General features: G+C 72.7%; 23 protein-coding genes. 12 read left to right on the top strand and 11 right to left on the bottom strand.

Going from position 1 to position 22,164, the window contains the following annotated elements:
• Positions 1-115: 115 nt before the first annotated feature.
• The 3 genes from pspAB to BM385_RS09315 all read right to left on the bottom strand — a co-directional run bounded on the left by pspAB (position 116) and on the right by BM385_RS09315 (position 2,822).
• Positions 116-700 carry a PspA-associated protein PspAB gene (gene pspAB, locus BM385_RS09325; RefSeq protein WP_019432976.1) on the bottom strand — a complete coding sequence of 195 codons (585 nt, stop codon included), beginning with the start codon at positions 698-700 and terminating at the stop codon, positions 116-118.
• 55 nt (positions 701-755) lie between these two features.
• A complete protein-coding gene (gene htpX, locus BM385_RS09320; protein WP_093842762.1) occupies positions 756-1,655 on the bottom strand; it encodes a zinc metalloprotease HtpX in 900 nt (299 codons plus the stop codon).
• A gap of 162 nt (positions 1,656-1,817) precedes the next feature.
• Positions 1,818-2,822 carry an endonuclease/exonuclease/phosphatase family protein gene (locus BM385_RS09315; protein ID WP_037755730.1) on the bottom strand — a complete coding sequence of 335 codons (1,005 nt, stop codon included), beginning with the start codon at positions 2,820-2,822 and terminating at the stop codon, positions 1,818-1,820.
• 233 nt (positions 2,823-3,055) lie between these two features.
• Here BM385_RS09315 and panB point away from each other — a divergent pair, with 233 nt between their 5' ends.
• The 3 genes from panB to BM385_RS09300 all read left to right on the top strand — a co-directional run bounded on the left by panB (position 3,056) and on the right by BM385_RS09300 (position 5,838).
• Entirely contained in the window at positions 3,056-3,919 is an 864-nt protein-coding gene (gene panB, locus BM385_RS09310; RefSeq protein ID WP_019432979.1) for a 3-methyl-2-oxobutanoate hydroxymethyltransferase, read from the top strand.
• A gap of 75 nt (positions 3,920-3,994) precedes the next feature.
• Positions 3,995-5,005 (top strand): ATP-binding cassette domain-containing protein, encoded by a 1,011-nt coding sequence (locus BM385_RS09305; RefSeq protein ID WP_026047292.1) that lies wholly within the window; start codon positions 3,995-3,997, stop codon positions 5,003-5,005.
• Positions 5,002-5,838: an ABC transporter permease gene (locus BM385_RS09300; protein WP_026047293.1), complete on the top strand. Its 837-nt coding sequence runs from the start codon at positions 5,002-5,004 to the stop codon at positions 5,836-5,838. Before BM385_RS09305 ends, BM385_RS09300 begins: the two co-directional genes overlap by 4 nt.
• A 40-nt stretch (positions 5,839-5,878) precedes the next feature.
• On the opposite strand, the gene BM385_RS09295 is transcribed toward BM385_RS09300, so the two are convergent.
• The 5 genes from BM385_RS09295 to BM385_RS09275 all read right to left on the bottom strand — a co-directional run bounded on the left by BM385_RS09295 (position 5,879) and on the right by BM385_RS09275 (position 7,662).
• Positions 5,879-6,091, bottom strand: coding sequence for a hypothetical protein (locus tag BM385_RS09295; protein WP_019432982.1), 213 nt, complete (start codon positions 6,089-6,091; stop codon positions 5,879-5,881).
• A 23-nt stretch (positions 6,092-6,114) separates the two neighbouring features.
• Complete coding sequence (gene npdG / locus BM385_RS09290) at positions 6,115-6,825, bottom strand: NADPH-dependent F420 reductase (RefSeq protein ID WP_093842761.1); 711 nt, start codon at positions 6,823-6,825, stop codon at positions 6,115-6,117.
• Positions 6,826-6,896: 71 nt separating this feature from the next.
• Positions 6,897-7,100 (bottom strand): hypothetical protein, encoded by a 204-nt coding sequence (locus BM385_RS09285; RefSeq protein ID WP_019432984.1) that lies wholly within the window; start codon positions 7,098-7,100, stop codon positions 6,897-6,899.
• Positions 7,090-7,272, bottom strand: coding sequence for a hypothetical protein (locus BM385_RS09280; RefSeq protein WP_019432985.1), 183 nt, complete (start codon positions 7,270-7,272; stop codon positions 7,090-7,092). Before BM385_RS09280 ends, BM385_RS09285 begins: the two co-directional genes overlap by 11 nt.
• A 132-nt stretch (positions 7,273-7,404) precedes the next feature.
• Entirely contained in the window at positions 7,405-7,662 is a 258-nt protein-coding gene (locus tag BM385_RS09275; RefSeq protein WP_037755731.1) for a hypothetical protein, read from the bottom strand.
• Between the two features lie 33 nt (positions 7,663-7,695).
• Between BM385_RS09275 and map the strand changes: the two genes are divergently transcribed.
• The 4 genes from map (at position 7,696) to BM385_RS09255 (ending at position 12,021) form a co-directional block, all read left to right on the top strand.
• Positions 7,696-8,562 carry a type I methionyl aminopeptidase gene (gene map, locus BM385_RS09270; RefSeq protein WP_093842759.1) on the top strand — a complete coding sequence of 289 codons (867 nt, stop codon included), beginning with the start codon at positions 7,696-7,698 and terminating at the stop codon, positions 8,560-8,562.
• Between the two features lie 129 nt (positions 8,563-8,691).
• Positions 8,692-9,351 carry a biliverdin-producing heme oxygenase gene (locus tag BM385_RS09265; RefSeq protein ID WP_093842758.1) on the top strand — a complete coding sequence of 220 codons (660 nt, stop codon included), beginning with the start codon at positions 8,692-8,694 and terminating at the stop codon, positions 9,349-9,351.
• Positions 9,352-9,361: 10 nt separating this feature from the next.
• Complete coding sequence (locus BM385_RS09260) at positions 9,362-10,954, top strand: alpha-amylase family glycosyl hydrolase (protein ID WP_093842953.1); 1,593 nt, start codon at positions 9,362-9,364, stop codon at positions 10,952-10,954.
• A 59-nt stretch (positions 10,955-11,013) separates the two neighbouring features.
• A complete protein-coding gene (locus tag BM385_RS09255) occupies positions 11,014-12,021 on the top strand; it encodes an aldo/keto reductase (RefSeq protein WP_093842757.1) in 1,008 nt (335 codons plus the stop codon).
• Positions 12,022-12,111: 90 nt separating this feature from the next.
• Here the strand turns inward: BM385_RS09255 and BM385_RS28175 are convergent, their stop codons facing one another.
• Together BM385_RS28175 and BM385_RS09245 are read right to left on the bottom strand one after the other, a co-directional pair.
• Complete coding sequence (locus BM385_RS28175; protein WP_093842756.1) at positions 12,112-13,713, bottom strand: HtaA domain-containing protein; 1,602 nt, start codon at positions 13,711-13,713, stop codon at positions 12,112-12,114.
• Entirely contained in the window at positions 13,710-15,194 is a 1,485-nt protein-coding gene (locus BM385_RS09245; protein WP_093842755.1) for an HtaA domain-containing protein, read from the bottom strand. Before BM385_RS09245 ends, BM385_RS28175 begins: the two co-directional genes overlap by 4 nt.
• Before the next feature lie 104 nt (positions 15,195-15,298).
• On the opposite strand from BM385_RS09245, the gene BM385_RS09240 reads away from it, so the two are divergent.
• The 4 genes from BM385_RS09240 (at position 15,299) to BM385_RS09225 (ending at position 20,084) form a co-directional block, all read left to right on the top strand.
• Positions 15,299-16,327, top strand: coding sequence for a heme/hemin ABC transporter substrate-binding protein (locus BM385_RS09240; RefSeq protein ID WP_019432994.1), 1,029 nt, complete (start codon positions 15,299-15,301; stop codon positions 16,325-16,327).
• Complete coding sequence (locus BM385_RS09235; protein ID WP_254791492.1) at positions 16,324-17,472, top strand: FecCD family ABC transporter permease; 1,149 nt, start codon at positions 16,324-16,326, stop codon at positions 17,470-17,472. The genes BM385_RS09240 and BM385_RS09235 overlap by 4 nt, the downstream gene beginning before the upstream one ends.
• Positions 17,469-18,323, top strand: a complete 855-nt coding sequence (locus BM385_RS09230; protein ID WP_019432996.1) for a heme ABC transporter ATP-binding protein — start codon at positions 17,469-17,471, stop codon at positions 18,321-18,323. The genes BM385_RS09235 and BM385_RS09230 overlap by 4 nt, the downstream gene beginning before the upstream one ends.
• A 321-nt stretch (positions 18,324-18,644) precedes the next feature.
• Positions 18,645-20,084, top strand: coding sequence for an exopolysaccharide biosynthesis polyprenyl glycosylphosphotransferase (locus tag BM385_RS09225; protein WP_019432997.1), 1,440 nt, complete (start codon positions 18,645-18,647; stop codon positions 20,082-20,084).
• Positions 20,085-20,117: 33 nt separating this feature from the next.
• Here the strand turns inward: BM385_RS09225 and BM385_RS09220 are convergent, their stop codons facing one another.
• Entirely contained in the window at positions 20,118-21,059 is a 942-nt protein-coding gene (locus BM385_RS09220; RefSeq protein WP_093842951.1) for a GDP-L-fucose synthase family protein, read from the bottom strand.
• A gap of 83 nt (positions 21,060-21,142) precedes the next feature.
• Here BM385_RS09220 and gmd point away from each other — a divergent pair, with 83 nt between their 5' ends.
• A complete protein-coding gene (gene gmd / locus BM385_RS09215; protein ID WP_093842754.1) occupies positions 21,143-22,156 on the top strand; it encodes a GDP-mannose 4,6-dehydratase in 1,014 nt (337 codons plus the stop codon).
• Positions 22,157-22,164: the final 8 nt, after the last annotated feature.

Genomic DNA, 22,164 nt, shown 5'->3' with positions numbered 1-22,164 from the left:
CTGACCGAATGTTTGCGTTTGGAGTGGATCATTCCGCTTGTTTTGCTGCCATTCGGGTGATCTTCGGTAACGCGTGGGGCGGGAGAGGCAGAAGGGGGTGAGGGAGCCGGTGGGCTCACAGACCGGGGGCGCCCCAGACCGGGAACCAGCGGCTGAGATCCTTCTCCAGCCGCAGATCGTTCTCCAGCAGGCCGCGCATCTGGAGCTCCAGCGGGGTGTCGCGCTTCTCCCCGCCGCCCGGCACCGGGGCGAAGGGGTAGAACGTGCCCCGCTTGTAGAGGTAGACCAGGGCCAGCGGACGGTCCCGCTCGTCGGTGAACCCGATCAGCGAGCACAGCAGCTGCGGCCCGAAACCGCCGTCCTGGAGCAGGGTGTTCACCGCGTGCAGATCGTTGACCAGTCCCGCCGCATCGGACGGGTCGTGCTCGGCGAGCAGCCAGGTGTAGCCGTAGCCGTCCTGGCTGTACTCGACGGGCACCCCGCCGGTGGCGGTGTCGGCGTCCAGCAGCCCGCGCACGTCCTCCTGGATGCGGGCGAACGCGCCGCCCTCCACGCTGGCGAAGCACACCGAGCCGCGCCCGGTGGGGGTGAACCCGGCGCCGGCCTCAAGGGTCAGCGCGGCGGACGGCACCGCGAACAGCTGGTCCAGGTCGGGTTTCACCGGCTTGCTGCGGCCCAGGATGATGTCGAGGAAGCCCACGGGAGGATCAGCACCTTCGGCGGTCGGGTCGGGCAGGAGGACGGGGCTGCCGATCCTACGGGCGGCCCAGCTCGGCCGAGATCCGGCCCAGCTGGTCGAGGCGCTTCTCCAGGGTGGGGTGCGAGGAGAGCAGATTGCTCATGCTCTCGCCGGAGATCGCCGGGGCGAAGTAGAACGCGTTGAACGGCTCCGCCTGCCGCAGATCGCGGGTGGGCACCCGGGCCATCTGGCCGGAGATCTTGGTCAGCGCGGAGGCCAGCGCCGAGGGCCGCCCGGTCAGCAGCGCACCGGCCCGGTCGGCGGCCAGCTCCCGGTAGCGGGAGAGCAGCCGGGTCAGCAGATAGCTGATCACGTACACCACCGCGCTGATCAGCGGGATCAGCAGCAGGGCGATGTTCTGGTTGTTGTTGCCGCGGGCCCGGCCGAGGCCGCCCCACAGGGCCATCCTGGTGATCAGTCCGGCCAGCACGCCGAGGAACCCGGCGATGGTCATCACGGCGACGTCACGGTGCGCCACGTGCGACATCTCGTGCGCCAGCACCCCTTCCAGCTCATCGGGCTCCAGCCGGCGCAGCAGCCCGGTGGTGACGCAGACCAGCGACTTGTGCCGGCTGCGCCCGGTGGCGAAGGCGTTCGGGACGTCGGTGTCGGCGATGGCGACCTTGGGCTTGGGCATGTCGGCCAGCGCGCACAGCCGGTCGATCGCCCCGTGCAGCTCGGGTGCCTGCTCGGGGGTGACCTCGCGGGCGCCCATGCTGTAGGCGGCGATCCGGTCGCTGAACCAGAACTGGACGACGAAGAGCCCACCCGCGATGAGCACGATCAGCGGCCACGCCTTGCCCAGCAGGGCGATCAGGACGCCGACGAAGACCACGTACAGCAGCCCGATGAGGAACATGGTGGTCACCATGCGCTGGGTGAGCCCACGGTCCGGGGCGAAACGGGTACGGGCCATGTCTGTCGCTTCCTCCTGCGGGGGGGGGCGGTTCCCCACCTCTCCAACATAAACGGCCGGCCGGCCGTTCGGAGAAAGCCCCGAAAACCGGGCGTACGGGACAGGACGTACGGGGCGGGGCGGGCCGGCCCGGGTGGGCGCGGCCCGCCCCGGGCCCCCGGGTCAGAAGTCGAGCCGCGCCGCCACCGGCAGGTGGTCGCTGCCGGTGGCCGGCAGGGTCCAGGAGGACACCGGCTCCAGATCGCGCACCAGGATCTGGTCGATCCGGGTCACCGGGAAGTTCGCCGGCCAGCTGAAGCCGAAGCCCGCGCCCGCCGCGCCCTGGGTGGAGCGCAGCTGGGAGGTGACCGGGGCGAGCGCGCGGTCGTTCATCGTGCCGTTCAGGTCGCCCAGCACCAGCAGCCGGCTCAGCGGCTCGTCCGCGATGGCCCGCCCGAGCAGCTCGGCCGCCTGGTCGCGCTGCTCGGCGGTGAACCCGGCCCGGAACTGCACCCGCACCGAAGGCAGGTGCGCCACCAGAACCGCCACCTCGCCCTGATCGGCGTGCACGGTGGTGCGCAGCGCCCGCGGCCAGGCCATGCCGATGTCCACCTCGGTGGTCTCACCGAGCGGGATGCGGCTCCACAGCCCGATGGTGCCGATCACCGTGTGGTACGGGTACGCCTCGGCCAGCCCCTCCTCGTACTGCTCGCTCTTGCCCTGCGGCAGCTCCTGGAGGGCGATGAGGTCCGCGCCGGTGGCCGCCAGGTCGGCGGCGGTGCCGGCCGGGTCCTCGTTGTCGGCGTCCACGTTGTGGCTGATCACCATGAGGGCGCCGCCGCTGCCGGTCTTGTCCAGCAGCAGCCCGCCGAACAGGTTCAGCCACACCAGCAGGGGCACCAGCAGCGCCGCCAGGGCCGTGAACGAGCGGCGCAGCACCGCGCACAGGGCGAGCACCGGGATGGCGAGGCCGGCCCAGGGGAGGAAGGTCTCCAGCAGGCTGCCGAGGTTGCCGATCCGGTTGGGGATCCGGGAGTGCAGCAGCATCGTCAGGGCCAGCAGCACCGCCGCGACCGCGACGATCACCCCCCGGCGCCAGCGGCCGACCCGGTCGCTCCAGCGCGCGCGGGCCCGGCGGGGCGCCTCCGGTGGTGTTCCGTCGTCCCCCGGGGTGTCCACCAAAGTCATGCGCCGCCCTCACCAACCGTCGCTCTCCGCCCCCGGAACCTTACGCGAACCGGGACCCCCCGAGCGCATCCGTGCAGGCCGCCGGGGTGAACACCCGGCCAACGGCTGGGACGCCCGCGAGGCGGTGCCGGGTTCCGTCCGCGCCGCTTCCGGTGCCCGGGGATCGATGCGACCATGGGAGGCGATCCGGGGACGCCGTGACGGCGCTTCGAGACGACGAATGGAGCACAGCGATGACGCAGCAGAACGCTGCCCGGAATCCGGGACTGTACGGGGGCAAGAGCAGCCGCCGTATCACTGTCCGTGACATAGCGGCGGCCAAGCGGCGCGGCGAGAAGTGGCCGATGCTCACCGCCTACGACGCGATGACCGCCTCCGTCTTCGACGAGGCCGGCATCCCGGTGATGCTGGTCGGCGACTCGATGGGCAACACCCACCTCGGCTACGACTCCACCGTGCCCGTCACCCTCGACGAGATGACCATGCTGTCGGCGGCCGTGGTGCGCGGCACGCGGCGGGCGCTGATCGTCGGCGACCTGCCGTTCGGCTCGTACCAGGAGGGCCCGGCGCAGGCGCTGCGCAGCGCCACCCGGCTGCTGAAGGAGGCCGGGGTCGGCGCGGTGAAGCTGGAGGGCGGCGAGCGCTCGGCCGACCAGATCCGGCTGCTGGTGGAGGCCGGCATCCCGGTGATGGCGCATGTGGGGCTCACCCCGCAGTCGGTGCTGGCGTTCGGCGGCCACCCGGTGCAGGGGCGCGGCGAGGAGGCGGCCCAGCAACTGCTGCGGGACGCGAAGGCCGTGCAGGACGCCGGGGCGTTCGCGGTGGTGCTGGAGCTGGTGACGGCCGAGCTGGCCGCGGAGGTCACCCGGTCGCTGCACATCCCGACGGTGGGCATCGGGGCGGGCGCGGAGTGCGACGCGCAGGTGCTGGTGTGGACCGACATGGCCGGGATGACGGACTGGCCCGGTGGCCGGATGCCGCGGTTCGTGAAGCAGTACGCGCGGCTGCGCGAGTCCCTGGGGGACGCCGCGAAGGCGTTCGCCGAGGACGTGGTCTCGGGGGCGTACCCGGCGCCCGAGCACAGCTTCCGTTCCTGAGCCCGCGGGCCGTCCGCGGGCGGGTGTCGGCACTCTGTCGGTGACTTGTCGGTGGCCCCTGGCACCCTGGAGCACATGACGCGAGTGAACACCCCCGGCCGCGGGCGGAACGCCGTCGAGGTCCGCGGCTTGGTCAAGCATTTCGGGGAGACCAAGGCAGTCGACGGCATCGACCTGGATGTCCGCGAGGGCACCGTGATGGGTGTCCTCGGTCCCAATGGCGCGGGCAAGACGACGCTGGTGCGCTGCCTGTCCACCCTGCTGATACCGGACGCCGGCACGGCGACGGTGGCGGGGTACGACGTGGTGCGCCAGCCGCGCGCGCTGCGCCGCACCATCGGGCTGACCGGCCAGTACGCCTCGGTGGACGAGAAGCTCTCCGGCTGGGAGAACCTGTACATGATCGGGCGGCTGCTCGATTTCTCCCGGGCCGAGGCCCGGCGGCGGGCGGACGAGCTGCTGGAGCGGTTCTCGCTCACCGAGGCGGCCAAGCGGCCGGTCGGCAAGTACTCGGGCGGGATGCGGCGCCGGCTGGACCTGGCGGCGTCCATGATCGGCCGGCCCCGGGTGCTCTACCTGGACGAGCCGACGACCGGCCTCGACCCCCGTACCCGCAACGAGGTGTGGGACGAGGTGAAGCGGATCGTCGCCGACGGCAACACGGTGCTGCTGACCACGCAGTACATGGAGGAGGCCGAGCAGCTGGCGACCGAGCTGACGGTGGTGGATCACGGGAAGGTGATCGCCGAGGGCACGGTGCGCGAGCTGAAGGCCAAGGTGGGCGGGCGGACGCTGCTGGTGCGCCCGGTGGACCCGGACCAGCTGCCGGTGATGACGGCGGCGGTGGCCGAGGCGGGTCTCGACGGCATCGCCGGAGCGGGCACGGACCCGGCCGGTGAGGCGCTGAGCGTGCCGATCATCAGTGACGAGCAGCTGACCGCGGTGGTGGGGCTGCTGGGCGCGCGCGGGTACGGCATCGCGGACATCAGCATCCATCTGCCGAGCCTGGACGAGGTGTTCCTGTCGATCACGGGCCGGCCGGCGGCGAAGACGGACGAGGCAGAGGAAGAGACGGCGAAGGCATGAGCGCCACGACGACACAGGAGAGGCCCGCCCCGGCGGCGCCGGTGCAGGGCTCGGAGGACGGCCGGATCGGGCTGCGGGCGAATCTGCGGCACATCGGGGCGCTGGTGCGGCGCAACGCGCTGCAGATCAAGCAGAACCCGGAATCGATGGCCGACGCGCTGCTGATGCCGATCGTGTTCACGCTGCTGTTCGTGTACGTCTTCGGCGGGGCGATCGCCGGGGAGGACGGCGGCTATCCGAACTGGATCGTGCCGGGGCTGATGGCCATGATGGGCCTGAGCATCGCGATGGCGGTGGGCACGGGGGTGCACGAGGACTTCAGCAAGGGCGTGATGGACCGGTTCCGGTCCATGCCGATAGCCCGCTCCTCGGTGCTGATCGCGAAGGTGGTCGTGGAGATCGGCCGGCTGCTGGTCACCATGGCGGTGCTGCTGGTGGTGGGCCTGGCGGTCGGGATGGAGCTGAACGGCCGCTGGCTGGAGCTGCTGGCGGCGGTGGGCCTGTCCACGCTGTTCGGGGCGTCGCTGACCTGGATCTTCATCCTGCTGGGCCTGACGATGAGCAGTGCGCAGGCCATTCAGGGGATGGCGTTCATGGTGATGATGCCGCTCCAGTTCGGCTCGTCGATCTTCGTCCCGACGGAGACGATGCCCGGCTGGCTCCAGGCGTTCGCGGACGTCAACCCGCTGTCGCAGCTGGCGGAGGCGTCGCGGAACCTGATCAACGGCACCGGTGAGGTGGGCGGCCCGGCGCTGTCGGTGGTGCTGTGGTCGGTGGGTATCACGCTGGTGACGGCGCCGCTGGCGATCTCGAAGTTCCGCAAGAAGGTGTAGGCGCGCGGGGCGCGCGCCACCGGGTCGCGGCGGGCCGCTCTCAGCGGCCGGCCGCGGCCCTCTTGTGCGCGAACCAGGCGATGTTGGAGGCCAGCCCCGCGATCAGCACCCACAGGATGCCGAGGAAGCTGCCGTTGACGAAGGACACCACGGCGGCGGCCACCGCCAGGACGCAGATGATCAGGGCGTACAGGGCGAGCCGCCGGGTGGAGCGGTCGGTGGTGGTGCCGGGGGCCGGTGCACTGGAAGACATGCGGCCCATTGTCCCCGAGCGGGTCAGATGTCGGTGAGGCGGACCCCGGCGTGCGCCTTGTAGCGGCGGTTGACCGAGATCAGGTTGGCGACCAGCGACTCCACCTGGTGGGCGTTGCGCAGCCGTCCGGCGAACACGCCGCGCATCCCGGGGATGCGCTGGGCCAGGGCCTGCACGGTCTCGCAGTCGGCCCGGTCCTCGCCGAGCACCATGACGTCGGTGGGGATCTCGGTGACCTCGGGGTCCTGGAGGAGCACGGCGGACAGGTGGTGGAAGGCGGCGGTGACCCGGGAGTCGGGCAACAGGGCGGCGGCCTGCTGGGCGGCGCTGCCCTCCTCGGGGACGAGGGCGTAGGCGCCCTGCTTGTCGAAGCCGAGCGGGTTGACGCAGTCGACGACGAGCTTGCCGGCGAGTTCGGTGCGCAGGGCGGTCAGGGTCTTCGCGTGCCCGTCCCAGGGCACGGCGACGATGACGATGTCGCTCTCCCGGGCGCAGCCGGCGTTGTCCAGCCCGCGGATGCCGAGCCCGAGCTCCGCGGCGGCGGTCTCGGCCCGCTCGGCGGCCCGCGATCCGATGATCACCTGCTGCCCGCCCCGGGCGAGCCGGTACGCGAGCCCCCGCCCCTGGTCCCCGGTCCCGCCGAGCACCCCGACGACGAGCCCGGACACATCGGGCAGCTCCCAGGGGTCCTTGGGCGCGGGCTTGGCGGAGGCGGCGGCGTCTTGAGAAGTCATGGGGCCGATCCTGCCACCCCCTTCCGGAGAACGGGCGCAGTGGCCTCGGACCGGCCCGCTGGACCGACCCGTCAGGCGGCCTCTGACTGTGGCGCGCCGGGCAGCGTGATCGCGGTGAGCGAGTCGATGTAGTGCTGGATGCGCTGCCGTTCGGCGGCGGACCGCCGCGGCTCGCCCGCGAGGGCGTACCAGCGCCGCAGGCTTTCGGCGTGGTCCATCTCGATGAGACGAGTGATGGAGTCGATGCTCATCTGCTCACGCTGCTCAGGTGTCATGGTCAACGTCCCCGATCCTCTCGTTCAGACGTCCCAACTCGTAATTGAGATTCCTCAGTCGACGCTGCTGGTGATCGATGCCGATCTTGTACTGGCTGATATAGCTTTCCGCGTTCGGCACCTCCTCTTCGAGGATCACCGTTCGTCGCATGTAGTCGTCGTCGCTGGCCACAGCCTACGCCTCTCTCTTTACCGGCTTTCGCCGCGGAGATCAGCCTGTCATCGGCCGTATGACGGAAAGCGCTTTACCGGCCGATCTTCATTCGATCAGGCAATGAACCGCGCAGCGCGTTGACCTTTGGCCTTAGCTCGGGGAGGCGTCGGTGTCATCCCCCTCCGGCGGTTCCGGCTCGCGGTCGCGCCAGCGGGGGTCCGAGCGCCAGTCCTCGTCGCGTTCGCGGGCCGTCTCGATGGCCCGGGCCGCCTCCTCGCGGGTGGCGTACGGGCCCAGCCGGTCCTTGGCCGGGCACTCGGGGCCTTCTTCGACCTTCTGGTGCTTGAGGCAGTAGTACCACTCGCCGGCCTTGCCGGTCGGCATCCTTCGTCGGAAGAGCGCAGCCATACCCTCATCCTGCCCGCCCGTAGACTCGCTGGCATGTCTGGCCAGTCTCTTCTTGTTCCCGGTACGGTCTCGCCGCAGCGTTCCGTGCCCTCCGTCATCCCCCGACCCGAGTACGTGGGCAAGAAGGGGCCCACCCCGTACACCGGCCCCGAAGCACAGGACGACGAGACCGTCGAGCGGATGCGGCTGGCCGGTCGGCTGGCCGCGCGGGCGATGGCCGAGACCGCCGCGCACATCGCGGACGGGGTGACCACCGACAAGCTGGACGAGATCGCGCACACCTTCCTGTGCGACCACGGCGCCTACCCCTCCACTCTCGGCTACCGGGGCTTCCCCAAGTCCCTGTGCACCTCGGTCAACGAGGTGATCTGCCACGGCATCCCGGACTCGACGGTGCTGCGCGACGGCGACCTCGTCAATCTCGACATCACCGCCTATGTGGGCGGCGTGCACGGCGACACCAACGCCACCTACTTCGTGGGCGGCGAGGCGGCGGCCGACGAGGAGTCGCGGCTGCTCGTGGAGCGCACCCGGGAGGCGCTCAACCGGGCCATCAAGGCGGTGCGGCCCGGGCGGCAGATCAATGTGATCGGTCGGGTGATCGAGTCGTACGCCAAGCGGTTCGGGTACGGGGTGGTGCGGGACTTCACCGGTCACGGCATCAACCGCTCGTTCCACTCCGGGCTGATCGTCCCGCACTACGACGACCCGAACGCCACCACCGTGATGCGGCAGGGGATGACGTTCACCATCGAGCCGATGCTCAACCTGGGCACCCACGAGTGGGAGATGTGGGACGACCAGTGGACGGTCGTCACCAAGGACCGCAAGCGCTCGGCGCAGTTCGAGCACACCCTGGTGGTGACCGACAGCGGCGCGGAGATCCTCACGCTCCCCTGAGCCTCCCCCGCGCCCCGTGTTTTCCCGACAAGGTGTCGGCAAGAGCTTGACTTAGGTAAGCCTAAGTATGGAGGATGACGGGGCACGGCAGCGCGCCGTGCCCCGCCGCCAGCGTCCCCGGAGGCTCCCTTGACCACGCCGCTCGCCGTCACCCCGTTCTCCACGCAGATCCGCGAGGCCTCCCACGAAGCGCACACCCAGGCGGAGAACTCCACCTTCATGAGCGACCTGCTCGGCGGAAAGCTCGGCGTCACCGCCTACCGCCGCTACACCGAGCAACTGTGGTTCGTCTACCGCGCGCTGGAGGCCCGCACCGCCGACCTCGCCGCCGACCCGGTCGCCGGACCGTTCATCCGCCCCGAACTGGCGCGCACCGCCGCCCTCGAAGCCGACCTCGACCATCTGCACGACGGCCCCGGCTGGCGCACCACCATCACCCCGCTGCCCGCCACCGAGAGCTACGCCGCCCGCGTCGCCGAGGTGGCCACCTCCTGGCCCGCCGGGTACGTCGCGCACCACTACACCCGCTACCTCGGCGATCTGTCCGGCGGTCAGATCATCCGCGGCACCGCCGAGAAGATCTGGGGCTTCGCCCGCAAGGGCCCCGGCGTCCACTTCTACGTCTTCGACGCCATCGGCAACCCCGCCGCCTTCAAGCGCGACTACCGGCAGACCCTGGACGACATCGCCGCCGACGGCCCGGAGCGGCTGCGCATCGTGGAGGAGTGCAAGCGGGCCTTCGCGCTCAACTCGGCCGTCTTCCAGGATCTGGGCGACGTCTGCCGTTAACGTGAAGGGCATGCCGCCCTTCCGTCCCGCACCGTCCTGGCTGGCCGACGCCGTTCTCTACCAGATCTATCCGCAGAGCTGGGCCGACTCCGACGGGGACGGCATCGGCGACTTCGCCGGCATCACCGCGCATCTGGAGCACCTGTCCTGGCTGGGCGTCAACACCGTCTGGCTCAACCCGTGCTTCGCCTCCCCGTTCCGCGACGCCGGCTACGACGTGAGCGACTACTTCGCCCTCGCCCCCCGCTACGGCACGGACGACGACCTGGCCCGGCTGGTGGACGAGGCCGGCCGGCTCGGCATCCGGGTGATGCTCGACCTGGTCGCCGGGCACACCTCCGACGCACACCCCTGGTTCCGGGCCTCGGCCGAGGACCCGGGCGACCACCGGTACATCTGGAGCGCACCGGAGCCGGACGGCACCCTGCCGCCCGGCTTCGTCCGCTCCCCCGGCTCCCGGCCCGGCGGCTATCTGCCGAACTTCTTCGACAGCCAGCCCGCCCTCAACTTCGGCTACGCCCGGCAGGACGCCGCCGAGCCGTGGCGGCAGCCGGTGGACGCCGAGGGCCCGCGCGCCAACCGCGCCGCGCTGCGCGAGGTCATGGACCACTGGCTGCGGCTCGGCCTGTCCGGGTTCCGGGTCGACATGGCGCACTCCCTCGTCAAGGACGACCCGGGGCTGGTGGAGACCTGCCGGCTGTGGGGCGAACTGCGCGACTGGCTGGACACCACCCACCGGCAGGCCGCCCTGCTCGCCGAATGGGGCGACCCGCAGACCTCCGTACCGGCCGGTTTCCACGCCGACTTCCTGCTCCAGTTCGGCGGCCCCTCCGACGGGCTCCCGATGCGCTCGCTGTGGAACAACGGCACCGGCACCGTCCACGAGCACTGGGCCCAGCGCGAGCACTGCTACTTCGAGGCCGAGGGCCGCGGCAGCGCCGAGACCTTCATCACGGCCTGGCGGTCGGCCGCTGCCCTCATCGACGACAAGGGCTTCATCTCGCTGCCCACCTCCAACCACGACTTCTCCCGGCTGCGCTGCGGGCCGCGCACCGCCGAACAGCTGCCGCCCGCCTTCGCGTTCCAGCTGACCTGGCCCACGCTGCCCGCCATCTACTACGGCGACGAGATCGGCATGCGGTACATCCCGGGGCTGCCCGAGCACGAGGGCAGCGTGCTGGAGCCGACCTACAACCGGGCCGGCTCCCGTACCCCCATGCAGTGGGACGCCACCCCCGGCGCCGGGTTCTCCACCGCCCCCGCCGACCGCTTCTACCTGCCGCTCGACCCGGACCCCGACCGCCCCGACGTGGCCTCCCAGCGCGCGGACGAGACCTCGCTGCTCCACCTGGTGCGCCGGCTCATCGCGCTGCGCCGCGACACCCCGGAGCTGGGCAGCCGGGGCTCGGTGGAGGTGCTGCACACCGGCTACCCGCTGGTGTACGTGCGCGGGGAGCGCTATCTGGTGGTGGTCAACCCCCGTCTCGCGCCGGTCACCTTCCCGTACGAGGGCGACCCGCGCCCGGTGGAGGTGCGCGGGGTGCGGGTACGGGACGGTGCGATCGAGGCGGACGGGTTCGGGTTCGGGATCTTCGCGCTCTGAGCCCGGCCGCCGGGTCACCGCTTGCGCTGGAGCCCGCTCCAGGAGGCACACTCCCGGGCATGACGACGCACTTTTCCCGGACGCTGGGGCGTTCGGGCATCACGGTCAGCGCACTCGGGTTCGGCTGCTGGGCGATCGGCGGCCCCTGGCAGGACAGCGCGGGCAAGCCGCTGGGCTGGGGCGAGGTGGACGACCGGGAGTCGGTGCGGGCGGTGCGCCGCGCGCTGGACCTGGGGGTCGTGTTCTTCGACACCGCCGACTGCTACGGCACCGGGCGCAGCGAGGAGGTGCTGGGCCGGGCGCTGAAGGGCCGCCGGGAGGAGGCGGTGATCGCCTCCAAGTGGGGGAACGCCTTCGACCCGGCCACTCGCACCATGCTGCCGGAGCCCGAGCTGAGCCCCGGCTATGTGCGGCGGGCGCTCACCGCGACGCTGCGCCGGCTGGACACCGATCATCTGGATCTGTACCAGCTGCACATCGGCGACGCTCCGCACGGGGTGGCCGAGGAGCTGCGCGCGGTGTGCGAGGAGCTGGTGGCGGAGGGGCTGATCCGGGCGTACGGCTGGTCCACCGATCTGCCGGACCGGGCGAAGGTGTTCGCGGCCGGGCCGCACTGCGCGAGTGTGCAGCTGAACTGCAATGTGCTGGAGGACGCGCCGGAGCTGCTGGCGCTGTGCGAGGCGGAGGGGCTGGCCGCGATCAACCGGGGGCCGCTGGCGATGGGGGTGCTGACCGGGAAGTACGACAGCGCCCCGGGCCGGGGGGCGAGCCTGGCGCCGGGCGACATCCGGGCCGAACCGCCGGGCTGGCTGCGCTACTTCCGCGACGGGCGGCTGGAGCCGCGGTGGCGGGAGCGGTTCGAGGCGGTGCGGGACGTACTCACCGGCGGGGGCCGTACCCCGGCGCAGGGCGCGCTGGCCTGGCTGTGGGCGCGCAGCCCGGTGACGGTGCCGATCCCGGGCATCCGTACCGTGGCGCAGGCCGAGGAGAACGCGGCGGCGATGGAGCACGGGCCGCTGACGGCCGAGCAGCTGAGTGACATCGAGATGCTGCTCGGCCGCCGCTGACCGGCCGGGGCCATGACGGCCGGTGCGTGGCGCGTGCCCGCCGGCCGGGCGTTGACCGGCGGGCACACGCGGCTGCCGTGGGCTGGACCGTCAGCCCAGCGACAGCGTGCGGCGACGGGCGGCGGCGAAGGCCACCACTCCGGCCGCGCTCAGGGCGGCGGCGCCGCCGGCCAGTTCGGCGAGCGGGATGCCGCTGCCGGTGCTGGCCAGTACGCCACCGAGGGCACCGCCGGAGGCGCCGCCCGTGGGGGTGGTGCCGACCGGGGTGGTGATCCGGGTATCCCGCTGGTCGGGGTTGTTCACCGGGGGCAGCTTGGCGCCCTCGCTGAGGGCCACGGCGACGGTCACGTCGTCGAGGGCGGTACCGGCCTGGTACATCGGGGAGCCGTTGTAGGCGAACACCTCGGCGCCCTCGGCCGTCAGCGTGGCGGGGAGATCGCTGAGGACGATGACGTCCTCGTCGGCGGTGAGCGCGCCGGCGGGGATGTCGAGGGAGGCGACGGTGATGGCGTCGAAGGTGTTGATCTCGCCGGTCTGCGAGTCCTTGGCGCTGACGTCGGCGATCAGTTCGCCCCGGGTGCCGTCGATCTCGACCGCGAAGTCGGAGAACTTGACGTCCAGGACGTAGTCGCCGGTGGCGTCGGCGTGGCCGAGGAAGCGGACGCTGCCGTCGAAGGCGGCGCCCAGGGTCTCCTCGGTGGTGTCGAACTCGCCCTCGGCGTCGGCGAAGCGGTAGCCGGCGCCGTTCTCGGTGGCGCCGTCGGCCAGTTCGACGGTGCCGTGCGCGATGGGCCCGTTGATGTAGGTGCGGAAGGACTCCTTGACGCCCCAGTCCAGGGTGCCGTCGTGGATGACGCCGGCGAGGATCGGGTCCTCTTCCTCCTCGCCCGGGTTCTGGGTGCCCGGGTCCTCGTCATCGGGGCCGGGCTTGCCGGGGGTCTCGGGCTTGCCGGGGGTTTCCGGGGTCTCGGGGTTTTCCGGGTTCTCCGGGTTCTCCGGGTTCTCCGGGTTCTCGGGGTTCTCGGGGTTCTCCGGCTCGCCCGGGTTCCCGGCCGGCTTCGGGGTGACGGTGAGGGTGGCCGGGTCGAGCGCGGTGCCCTCGGGGTACATCGGCGTGCCGTGGTACGCGAACGCCTGCGCGCCGTCCTCGGTGAGGGTGGCCGGGATGTCCGCGAAGACCATCGCCCCGCCCTCGCCGGATCCCGGCTGGACGCCGGAGAGGTCCAGGGTGGCGACCTCGACGTCCTCGGTCAGCTCACCGGCGATGGTGACGTCCGCGACGATGGTGCCGCCGGTGCCCTCGGTGACGACCCGCAGCCCGGAGAATTTCAGGTCCAGTTCGCCGTGGTGCCCGGTGTAGTGGACGCTGCCGTCGAAGGCGGTGTCCACCCCGTGGGTGGTGAGGTCGTAGCTGCCGGTGCCGTTGGTGAAGCGGAAGGCGTCACCGTGCTGTTCGGCGCCGTCGTCGGTGGTGATGGTGCCGCCGGCTATCGGGCCGGAGATGTAGCGGTTGAAGGAGTTTTTGACGCCCCAGTCCAGGGTGCCGTCGACCAGGTCGAAGGCGGTCGCGCCGGGGCGCTCGTCGGCGAACGCCGGGGCGGCGAAGCCGGTGGTGCACAGCACGGTGGCGGTCGCCGCGGCCAGCAGCATGCCGCCGCGCCGTACGGCGCGTGCTCGGGTTGCGGTCGTCATGATCGCGTTGACTCCTCGGTGGTTCCGGAAGGGTTCTCCGTGGTCCGCCGCGAGGCGCGGCGGCGCACGAGGTACGCGGTGAGGGCGGCCAGTGCGACGAGCACGCCGATGCCTCCCGCGATCAGTGGGGTCGTGGCGGACGAGGACGAGGCGGCCGGTGCGCTGTCCTCGCCGGGTGCGGGGCCGGTTTCGGGGCCGGGGGTTCCGGTGTCGGCGGGTTCGCTGCCGATGTCGGGCAGGGCGGGCAGTTCGGCGTCCTCGGTGACGGCGAGGGCGAGGGTGACCGGGTCCATCGCGGTACCGGGCTGGTAGAGGCCGAAGGCGGCGGCGCCCTCGTCGGTGAGGGTGGCGGGGGCCTCCTCGATGAGGATGAGGCCGTCCTCGGGGGTCAGCGCGCCGTCGCCGGCGGCGAAGGTGACCAGGGGATGTGCGGTCTCGGTGCCGTCTGCGGTGGTGATGTCGGCGGCCAGGGTGCCGGTGCCGTCGGCGACGGTGACGGTGACGCCGCTGAGCGCGAGGTCGAGGTCGTTGCCGGTGAAGTGGAGCGTTCCGGCGAAGGCGGCCTCGGCCGTGCCGGCTCCGGGGTCCACGGTGCCCTCGCCCGCCGGGAAGCGGAACAGCGCGCCGCCGTCCTCGGCTCCTTCGGTGAGCTGCCACTGTCCGGCGGCGATGTCGCCGGTGACGTACTCGCGGAAGGTCCGGCGTACGCCCCAGTCGACGGCCGCGTCGGTGATCTCCCGGGTGGCGCTCCCGGCGTCGTCCGGCTCGTCCGCGTCCTTGGCGTCGTCCTCGGCCGGCTCGTCCGCCGGGTCGGGTGCGGGGTCCGCGCCGGGGTCGCCGGAGGGGGCACCGGTGTCCACGGTGTCGGCGGTGAAGGTCACCGGGTCCAGCGGGTCGCCTGCCGCGTAGTAGCCGGCGAAGGCGGTCGCTCCGTCACCGGTGAGGGTGGCCGGGATGCCGGAGACGGACAGCTGGGTGCCGCCGCGCAGGTCCACCCCGGTGAGGTCGAGGGTGGCGAGCGCCACCTGGGCGCGGTCGGTGATCTCGCCGCTGCCGCGCGCCTTGCTGCGCACATCCGCGTACAGGGTGCCGGAGCCGCCGGAGACGCTGAGGGTGGGGTTGGCGACGGTGAGGTCCAGTTCGTAGGAGCCGTCGGCCTGTTGGTGGCCGACGAAGCGGACGCCGCCGGAGTAGCCGGCGGTGACGGTGCCGGTGTCCGGGTCGTAGCTTCCGGTGGCGGTGTGGAACCGGAACTGGCTGGTTCCGACCGTGGACGCCCCGCCGCTGAGGGACCAACTGCCCTGGGCGATGGGCCCGGTGATGTAGGTGAGGAAGGAGGAGCGGATGCCCCAGTCCAGCCGGCCGCCGGAGACGGTGCGTTCGGCGGCCTGGGCCGTGGCGGGCAGCGCGAGCACCGCCAGCAGCGCGGACAGCAGGGTGAGCAGCGCGCAGGCGCGGGCTCGCCGGTATCTGGGCAGCATCGAAGGGTTCCTTCCAGCAGACCCGGGGTCAAGGACTGAGGTTAGGCTAACCTAAGCTACATGCGACCGGATCGGAAACCCCGGGCCCGAAAGGCGGATTCCCCGTGACACAACGGCACCCACTGCGCGGCCCCTTCGCCGGACTGCTGCTGCTCGCCCTGCTGCTCACCGGCTGCGCGACCGGCACGGGCGGCGGCGACGGGACGGAGCAGAAGAGCGGTACGGCCACGGCCGACGCCGCCGCCGACCGGCTCGAACCGCTGGACGGGCCGGCGCCCTCCCCCGCGCTCCCGGTCACCGTCGCGTCGGCGGACGGCGCGGAGATCACCGTGGAGAGCGCCGAGCGGATCATCCCGCTCTCCGGATCGATCGCCGAGATCGTCTACACCCTGCGGCTCGGCGACCGGGTGGTGGGCCGCGATGTGACCGCCACCTTCGAAGAGGCGGACGGGGTACCGGTCGTGACCCGGGGCCACGAGGTCTCGGCCGAGAGCGTGCTCTCCCTCCACCCCGATGTGGTGCTGGTCGAATCCACCACGGGACCGGCCGAGGCCATCGACCAGATCCGGGGCGCCGGCGTCCCGGTCGTCGTCTTCGACGCCGCCAAGGAACTCGACGACGTGGCCACCCGCATCACGGCCGTGGCCGGCGCGCTCGGCGTCCCGGAGGCCGGCGAGCGGCTGAACGAGCGCACCGGGCAGCGGATCGCCGCCGTCCAGGCCGCCATCCCCGCGCACGGCGACCCCCCGCGGGTGGCCTTCCTCTATCTGCGCGGCACCGCCTCCGTCTACCTCATCGGCGGCGCCGAGTCCGGCGCCTCCTCGCTGATCGAGGCGGCCGGCGGCATCGACGCGGGCAAGGAATCCGGTCTGGACAAGGACTTCACCCCCATCACCAGCGAGGCCCTGGTCTCCGCCGCCCCCGATGTGATCCTGGTGATGACCAAGGGACTCGACTCGGTCGGCGGCATCGACGGCCTGCTGGAGATCCCCGGCATCGGCCAGACCCCGGCCGGACAGCACCGCCGGGTGGCCGACATCGGCGACGGCGTGCTGCTCAACTACGGGCCCCGGACGGACGAGGTGCTCGCCGACCTGACCGCCCAGCTCCACGCCGGCGGCGAGGACGCATGAGCGAGCGCGAACCCGCCCCGGTGGCCACCCGTGCCCCGGCCAACGCCCCCGTCCCCGCGCCCGCAGCCGCGCCCGAGGCGCCGCCCGCCGGCGCGCCCGCTCCCCCGCCGGCCGCCCGGCGCGGCCGGGTCGCGCTGCTGACCGCGGCCCTCGCCGCCGCCCTCGTCCTGGTCGCGCTCATCGCCACCGGAACCGGCGCCTACACCATCGCGCTGCCCGACATCCTCTCCTCCGTCGCGCACCGCGCCGGGCTCGGCGGCCAGGCCATGGACCGCACCAGCGAGAGCGTGCTGTGGGACGTCCGGCTGCCGCGCGTCGTCCTCGCCCTGCTGGTCGGGGCGTCGCTCGGCTGCGCCGGGGCCCTGATGCAGGGCGTGTTCGGCAACCCGCTCGCCGAACCCGGCGTCATCGGCATCTCCCTGGGCGCCGCCGTCGGGGCGGTGGCCACCATCGCGTTCGGCTGGACCTTCCTCGGCAACTGGACGGTCACCGCCGCCGCGTTCGTCTCCGGCCTGGCCACCGTTCTGCTGGTGTACGTGATGTCGCGCTCCGCCGGCCGGACCGAGGTCGTCACCCTCATCCTCACCGGCATCGCCGTCAACGCCTTCGCGGGCGCGCTCGTCGGCCTGTTCACCTTCTTCGCCGACAACGCCCAGGTCAGCCAGATCACCTTCTGGCAGCTCGGCTCGCTCGCCCAGGCCACCTGGCCCAAGGTCCTCGCGGTGCTGCCCTGCGCGCTCGCCGGGCTGCTCATCGCCCCGCTGTACGCCCGCCGGCTCGACCTGCTCTCGCTCGGCGAGCGGCCCGCCCGCCATCTGGGCGTGGACGTCGAACGGCTGCGCGTCACCCTCATCCTGGTGGTCGCGCTGCTGACCGCCGCGGCCGTCGCCGTGGCCGGGGTGATCACCTTCGTCGGCCTGCTGGTACCGCATCTGCTGCGGATGGCGGCGGGCCCGGGGCACCGGTTCCTCATCCCGGGCAGCGCCCTGGGCGGCGCCCTCGTGCTGCTGGCCGCCGACCTCGGCGCCCGCACCCTCGTCGCCCCCGCCGAGCTGCCGCTCGGCGTCCTGACCGCCCTGATCGGCAGCCCGTTCTTCTTCTGGCTGCTGCGCAGGACCCGCCGCCGGCAAGGAGGCTGGGCATGATCCGCCGGTTGCTGCCCCGACTGACCGTCCGCGCCCCGCGCGTCCCGGCGCCGCCCGCGCCGGGGCAGCCGCTGGCGCACGCCCGCGGGCTGACCGTACGGCTCGGCGGGCGCGCCGTGCTCGACGGCGTCGATCTTTCCGTCGCCGCCGGCGAGGTGGTGGCGCTGGTCGGCCCGAACGGGGCCGGGAAGTCCACCCTGCTGGCCGCGCTCGCCGCCGATCTGCGGGCCGAGGCCGGTGACCTGGTGATCGCGGGCCGGCCCGCCACTGGCTGGGACGCCCGCGAACTCGCCCTGCGCCGGGCCGTGCTGCCGCAGTCCGCGCAGTTGTCGTTCCCGTTCACCGTCGCCGAGGTGGTGGCGATGGGGCGCGCCCCGTGGGCCGGGACGCCGCAGGCGGACGACGACGAGCGGGCCGTCGCGGAGGCCATGGCGGCGACCGAGGTGACGGCGTTCGCCGCCCGGCCGTTCTCCGCGCTCTCCGGCGGTGAGCGGGCGCGCGTCGCACTCGCCCGCGTGCTCGCCCAGCGCGCCCCGCTGCTGCTGCTCGACGAGCCCACCGCCGCGCTGGACCTGCGCCACCAGGAACTGGTGCTGCGGGTGTGCCGGGAGCGGGCGGCGGCCGGGCAGGGGGTGGTCGTGGTGCTGCACGACCTCGGGCTGGCCGCCGCGTACGCGGACCGGGCCGCCGTCCTGCACGGCGGGCGGATCGCCGCCGAGGGCCCGCCGGCCGAGGTCTTCACAAGTGAGATGCTCTCTTCCGTCTATCAGTACCCCGTCGACGTGCTGCCGCACCCCCACACGGATGTGCGGCTGGTGATCCCCCGCAGAGGGGCCGAATCCCGGCGCTGAAGACGGCACATCAGGAAAGATTCGACCAACAACCGCCAAACGATGGTGGTTTCCCCTAAGCTCTCTGCTGCTGCACAGGCGCGCCTCACGGGGAGATGAGGACGCGCCTCCTTCACGGCCGTTTCACCGCACCCGCACAACCGCCGGGCCGCTCCCGGCACTTCCGCTCCCCCGCACCGCCGCCGTACCGCCGTACCGTCCCGCCGCCGTACCGTCGCACCGCGTCCACCACCGCGTATCCCTGGGGGGTCCATGCGTCCACTGGGTACCTCACGCTCCGGAGCCGTCCGAAGACCGTCCGCCGCGAGCGGCCCCCGCCCGGTGCGGCGCCGCGACAAGCCCGGCTGGTACGCCCCCGCCGCCCTGGCCACCGACGCCCTCGGTGTCTTCGCGCCCGTCCTCGCCGCCTACACCCTCACCGGCGAACCGCACGCCCTCGCCGTCGCCGTCACCGCCACCCTCGCCTGGACCGGCGTCCGGGCGGCCCACCACCGCTACGCGTTACGCGGCCTCGGTGAGACCGGCGGGCTGCTCGCCACCCTCCACGACGCGCTGCTCCTCATCGGGCTGCTCTGCGTCCTGCGGGTCCTCACCGGGGAAGCCTCCAGCCTGCTCACCGCCGCCGTGGCCCTCGCCCCCGCCCCGCTGCTCAGCGCGCTCACCGCCGCCCTCACCCACCGCCATCTCACCCGCCGCCGGCGCCGCGCCGAAGCGCTGTGCCGGGTCCTGGTGGTCGGCGAAGTGGGCCCGGTGGACGCCGTCACCGCCCAGCTCGCCGCCCGCACCGACCACGCCTACGTCGTCATCGGCAGCGTCCCGGTCGGCGACGGCCGGCTCACCTGCGGCGCCCCCGAGACCGGCCGGCTCAGCGCCGACGAACCCACCCTCACCCTGGCCCTCTCCGAGGTGCTGCCCGAAGGCCCGGACGGCTCCACCGTGCTCGCCGCCGCCCACCACCTGGAAGCCGATCTCGTCCTGGTCGCCCCCGGCACCCTGCTCACCGGCGAGCGGCTGCGCCGGCTCAGCTGGGCGGTGCAGGACGCCGGACTCGCCTTCGCCGTCGCCTCCGGGCTCAGCGAGGTCGCCCCCGGCCGGATCCGCGTCCAGGCCACCGCCGGGCTCGGCCTGCTGCACATCGCCCCGCCGCTGCGCCACGGCCCGCAGCCCCTCCTCAAGGCCGCCCTCGACCGCACCGGCGCGGCGCTCGGCCTGCTGCTCCTCGCCCCGCTGCTGGCGGCCCTCGCCCTCGCGGTACGGCTGGACTCGCGCGGTCCCGCCCTGTACCGGCAGACCCGGATCGGGCTCGGCGGCGAGCCGTTCACCATGTGGAAGTTCCGCACCATGGTCACCGACGCCGAACGGCTGCGGCCCGCCCTGGAGAGCGCCAACGACCACCTGGGCGGCCCGCTGTTCAAGATGCGCCGCGACCCGCGCGTCACCCGGGTCGGCCGCTTTCTGCGGCGCAGCTCGCTCGACGAACTGCCGCAGCTGCTCAATGTGCTCGCCGGCCGGATGTCCCTGGTGGGCCCGCGCCCACCGCTGCCGGAGGAGGTGGCGCGATACGGCTCGGCCGCGCTGCGCCGGCTGTCGGTGCGGCCGGGCATCACCGGGCCGTGGCAGGTGGGCGGGCGCTCCGAACTGTCCTGGGACGAGGGGCTGGCGCTGGATCTGTCCTACGCCGACAACTGGTCGCTCACCGGCGATCTCCATGTCCTGGCCCGCACGTTCCGCGCCGTCGCCGACGGCCGGGGCGCCTACTAGGCGGGAGGGGGCGCGGTGGTGCGGGTGTGCCGGTCAGTGGTCCAGCCACCAGGCGTAGGTGTCCCGGATGCCGCGCGCCAGCGGTACGGCGGGGGCGAAGCCCAGCGCGGTGAGCCGGGAGACGTCCAGCAGCTTGCGGGGCGTCCCGTCCGGCCGGGTGGTGTCCCAGCCGACGCGGCCGGTGTAGCCGGTGGCGGCGGCCACCTCGGCGGCCAGTTCGGCGATCGTCAGGTCCTCGCCGCAGCCGACGTTGACGGGGCTGTCGCCGTCGTAGCGGCGCAGCAGGAGCAGACAGGCGCGGGCCAGGTCGTCGCTGTGCAGGAACTCCCGGCGCGGGGTGCCGCTGCCCCACAGCACCACCTCGGGCGCCCCGGCCGCGCGGGCCTCGTGGAAGCGGCGGATGAGGGCGGGCAGGACGTGCGAGGTCTCCGGGTCGAAGTTGTCGCCGGGGCCGTACAGGTTGGTGGGCATCGCGCAGATGTAGCGGCGGCCGAACTGCTTGCGGTAGCCGCGCACCTGGGTGATCCCGGCGATCTTGGCGAGCGCGTACGGCTCGTTGGTGGGCTCCAGCGCGCCGGTGAGCAGCGCGTCCTCGGTGATCGGCTGGGCGGCGTGCTTGGGGTAGATGCACGAGGAGCCCAGGAACAGCAGCCGGTCCACATCCGCCGCGTGCGCGCCGGCGATCACCGACAGCTGGATGCGCAGATTGTCCTCCAGGAACGGCACCGGGTGGCGGGCGTTGGCCATGATCCCGCCGACCCGGGCCGCCGCCAGCACCACGGCGTCGGGGCGGGACTCGCGCAGGTACGCGCCGGTGGCCTCGGCGTCGCGCAGGTCCAGTTCGGCGCGGGTGCGGGTGAGGACCTGGTACCCCTCGGCCGTCAGCCGGCGGGTGAGGGCGGAGCCGACCAGGCCCCGGTGGCCGGCGACGAAGATCCGGGCGGCGGGCGGCAGCAGCGGCGCGGGAGCAGTCACGCTCCCGGATTCTGCCAGCCCGCCCGCCGCGCCCACCCCCCTTTCACCTCAATCGACTCCGCATCCCACTGGGAGAATCACTGATGTCCAAGACCGCGCTGATCACCGGGGTGACCGGGCAGGACGGCTCGTATCTGGCGGAACTGCTGCTGGGCAAGGGGTACACGGTGCACGGCCTGGTGCGCCGCTCCTCCTCCTTCAACACCGAGCGGATCGACCACATCTACCAGGGCCCGCAGACCTTCGAGCGGCGGCTGATCCTGCACCACGCCGATCTGTCGGACGGGGTGGCGCTGGTCAATCTGCTGCGCGAGGTGAACCCCGACGAGGTGTACAACCTGGGCGCGCAGTCGCATGTGCGGGTCTCCTTCGACGCGCCGCTGTACACCGGGGACGTGACCGGGCTCGGCGCGCTGCGGCTGCTGGAGGCGATCCGGGCCAGCGGGGTGCCGGCCCGGGTGTACCAGGCGTCGTCCTCGGAGATGTTCGGCGCGGCGCCGCCCCCGCAGCACGAGGGGACGCCGTTCCATCCGCGCAGCCCGTACGGCTGCGCCAAGGTGTTCAGCTACTGGTCGACCGTGAACTACCGCGAGGCGTACGGGATGTTCGCGGTGAACGGGATTCTGTTCAACCATGAGTCGCCGCGCCGTGGTGAGACCTTCGTGACCCGCAAGATCACCCGTGCGGTGGCCCGGATCAGGGCCGGGCTCCAGGACAAGCTGTATCTGGGCAATCTGGACGCGGTACGGGACTGGGGCTACGCGCCGGAGTATGTCGAGGCGATGTGGCGCATGCTCCAGCGGGAGGTGCCGGACGACTACGTGGTGGCCACCGGGGACGCGGCGCGGGTACGGGACTTCCTGGCCGAGGCGTTCGCCGCGGCAGATCTGGAGTGGACGGACCATGTGCGGTTCGACCCCAAGTACGAGCGGCCCAGCGAGGTGGACGCGCTGATCGGTGACGCGGGCAAGGCGCGCGAGACGCTGGGCTGGGAGCCGCGGGTGCGCTGGCGCGAGCTGGCCCGGCTGATGGTGGCGGCCGACATCACGGCGCTGGAGGACGAGTTGAGCGGTGCCCGGGTACGGGTGGACCGGTGAGCGGGCCG

Source organism: Streptomyces harbinensis, assembly GCF_900116145.1.
In the GTDB taxonomy this organism is placed as follows: Bacteria; Actinomycetota; Actinomycetes; order Streptomycetales; family Streptomycetaceae; genus Streptomyces; species Streptomyces carpaticus.
This window is presented reverse-complemented; position numbering and strand designations above follow the sequence as displayed.

Coding starts and splice junctions, on each gene's coding strand:
- htpX (WP_093842762.1), bottom strand. CDS start 1,655: ATGGCCCGTACCCGTTTCGCCCCGGACCGTGGGCTCACCCAGCGCATG.
- BM385_RS09315 (WP_037755730.1), bottom strand. CDS start 2,822: ATGACTTTGGTGGACACCCCGGGGGACGACGGAACACCACCGGAGGCG.
- panB (WP_019432979.1), top strand. CDS start 3,056: ATGACGCAGCAGAACGCTGCCCGGAATCCGGGACTGTACGGGGGCAAG.
- BM385_RS09305 (WP_026047292.1), top strand. CDS start 3,995: ATGACGCGAGTGAACACCCCCGGCCGCGGGCGGAACGCCGTCGAGGTC.
- BM385_RS09300 (WP_026047293.1), top strand. CDS start 5,002: ATGAGCGCCACGACGACACAGGAGAGGCCCGCCCCGGCGGCGCCGGTG.
- BM385_RS09295 (WP_019432982.1), bottom strand. CDS start 6,091: ATGTCTTCCAGTGCACCGGCCCCCGGCACCACCACCGACCGCTCCACC.
- npdG (WP_093842761.1), bottom strand. CDS start 6,825: ATGACTTCTCAAGACGCCGCCGCCTCCGCCAAGCCCGCGCCCAAGGAC.
- BM385_RS09285 (WP_019432984.1), bottom strand. CDS start 7,100: ATGACACCTGAGCAGCGTGAGCAGATGAGCATCGACTCCATCACTCGT.
- BM385_RS09275 (WP_037755731.1), bottom strand. CDS start 7,662: ATGGCTGCGCTCTTCCGACGAAGGATGCCGACCGGCAAGGCCGGCGAG.
- map (WP_093842759.1), top strand. CDS start 7,696: ATGTCTGGCCAGTCTCTTCTTGTTCCCGGTACGGTCTCGCCGCAGCGT.
- BM385_RS09260 (WP_093842953.1), top strand. CDS start 9,362: ATGCCGCCCTTCCGTCCCGCACCGTCCTGGCTGGCCGACGCCGTTCTC.
- BM385_RS09255 (WP_093842757.1), top strand. CDS start 11,014: ATGACGACGCACTTTTCCCGGACGCTGGGGCGTTCGGGCATCACGGTC.
- BM385_RS28175 (WP_093842756.1), bottom strand. CDS start 13,713: ATGACGACCGCAACCCGAGCACGCGCCGTACGGCGCGGCGGCATGCTG.
- BM385_RS09245 (WP_093842755.1), bottom strand. CDS start 15,194: ATGCTGCCCAGATACCGGCGAGCCCGCGCCTGCGCGCTGCTCACCCTG.
- BM385_RS09235 (WP_254791492.1), top strand. CDS start 16,324: ATGAGCGAGCGCGAACCCGCCCCGGTGGCCACCCGTGCCCCGGCCAAC.
- BM385_RS09230 (WP_019432996.1), top strand. CDS start 17,469: ATGATCCGCCGGTTGCTGCCCCGACTGACCGTCCGCGCCCCGCGCGTC.
- gmd (WP_093842754.1), top strand. CDS start 21,143: ATGTCCAAGACCGCGCTGATCACCGGGGTGACCGGGCAGGACGGCTCG.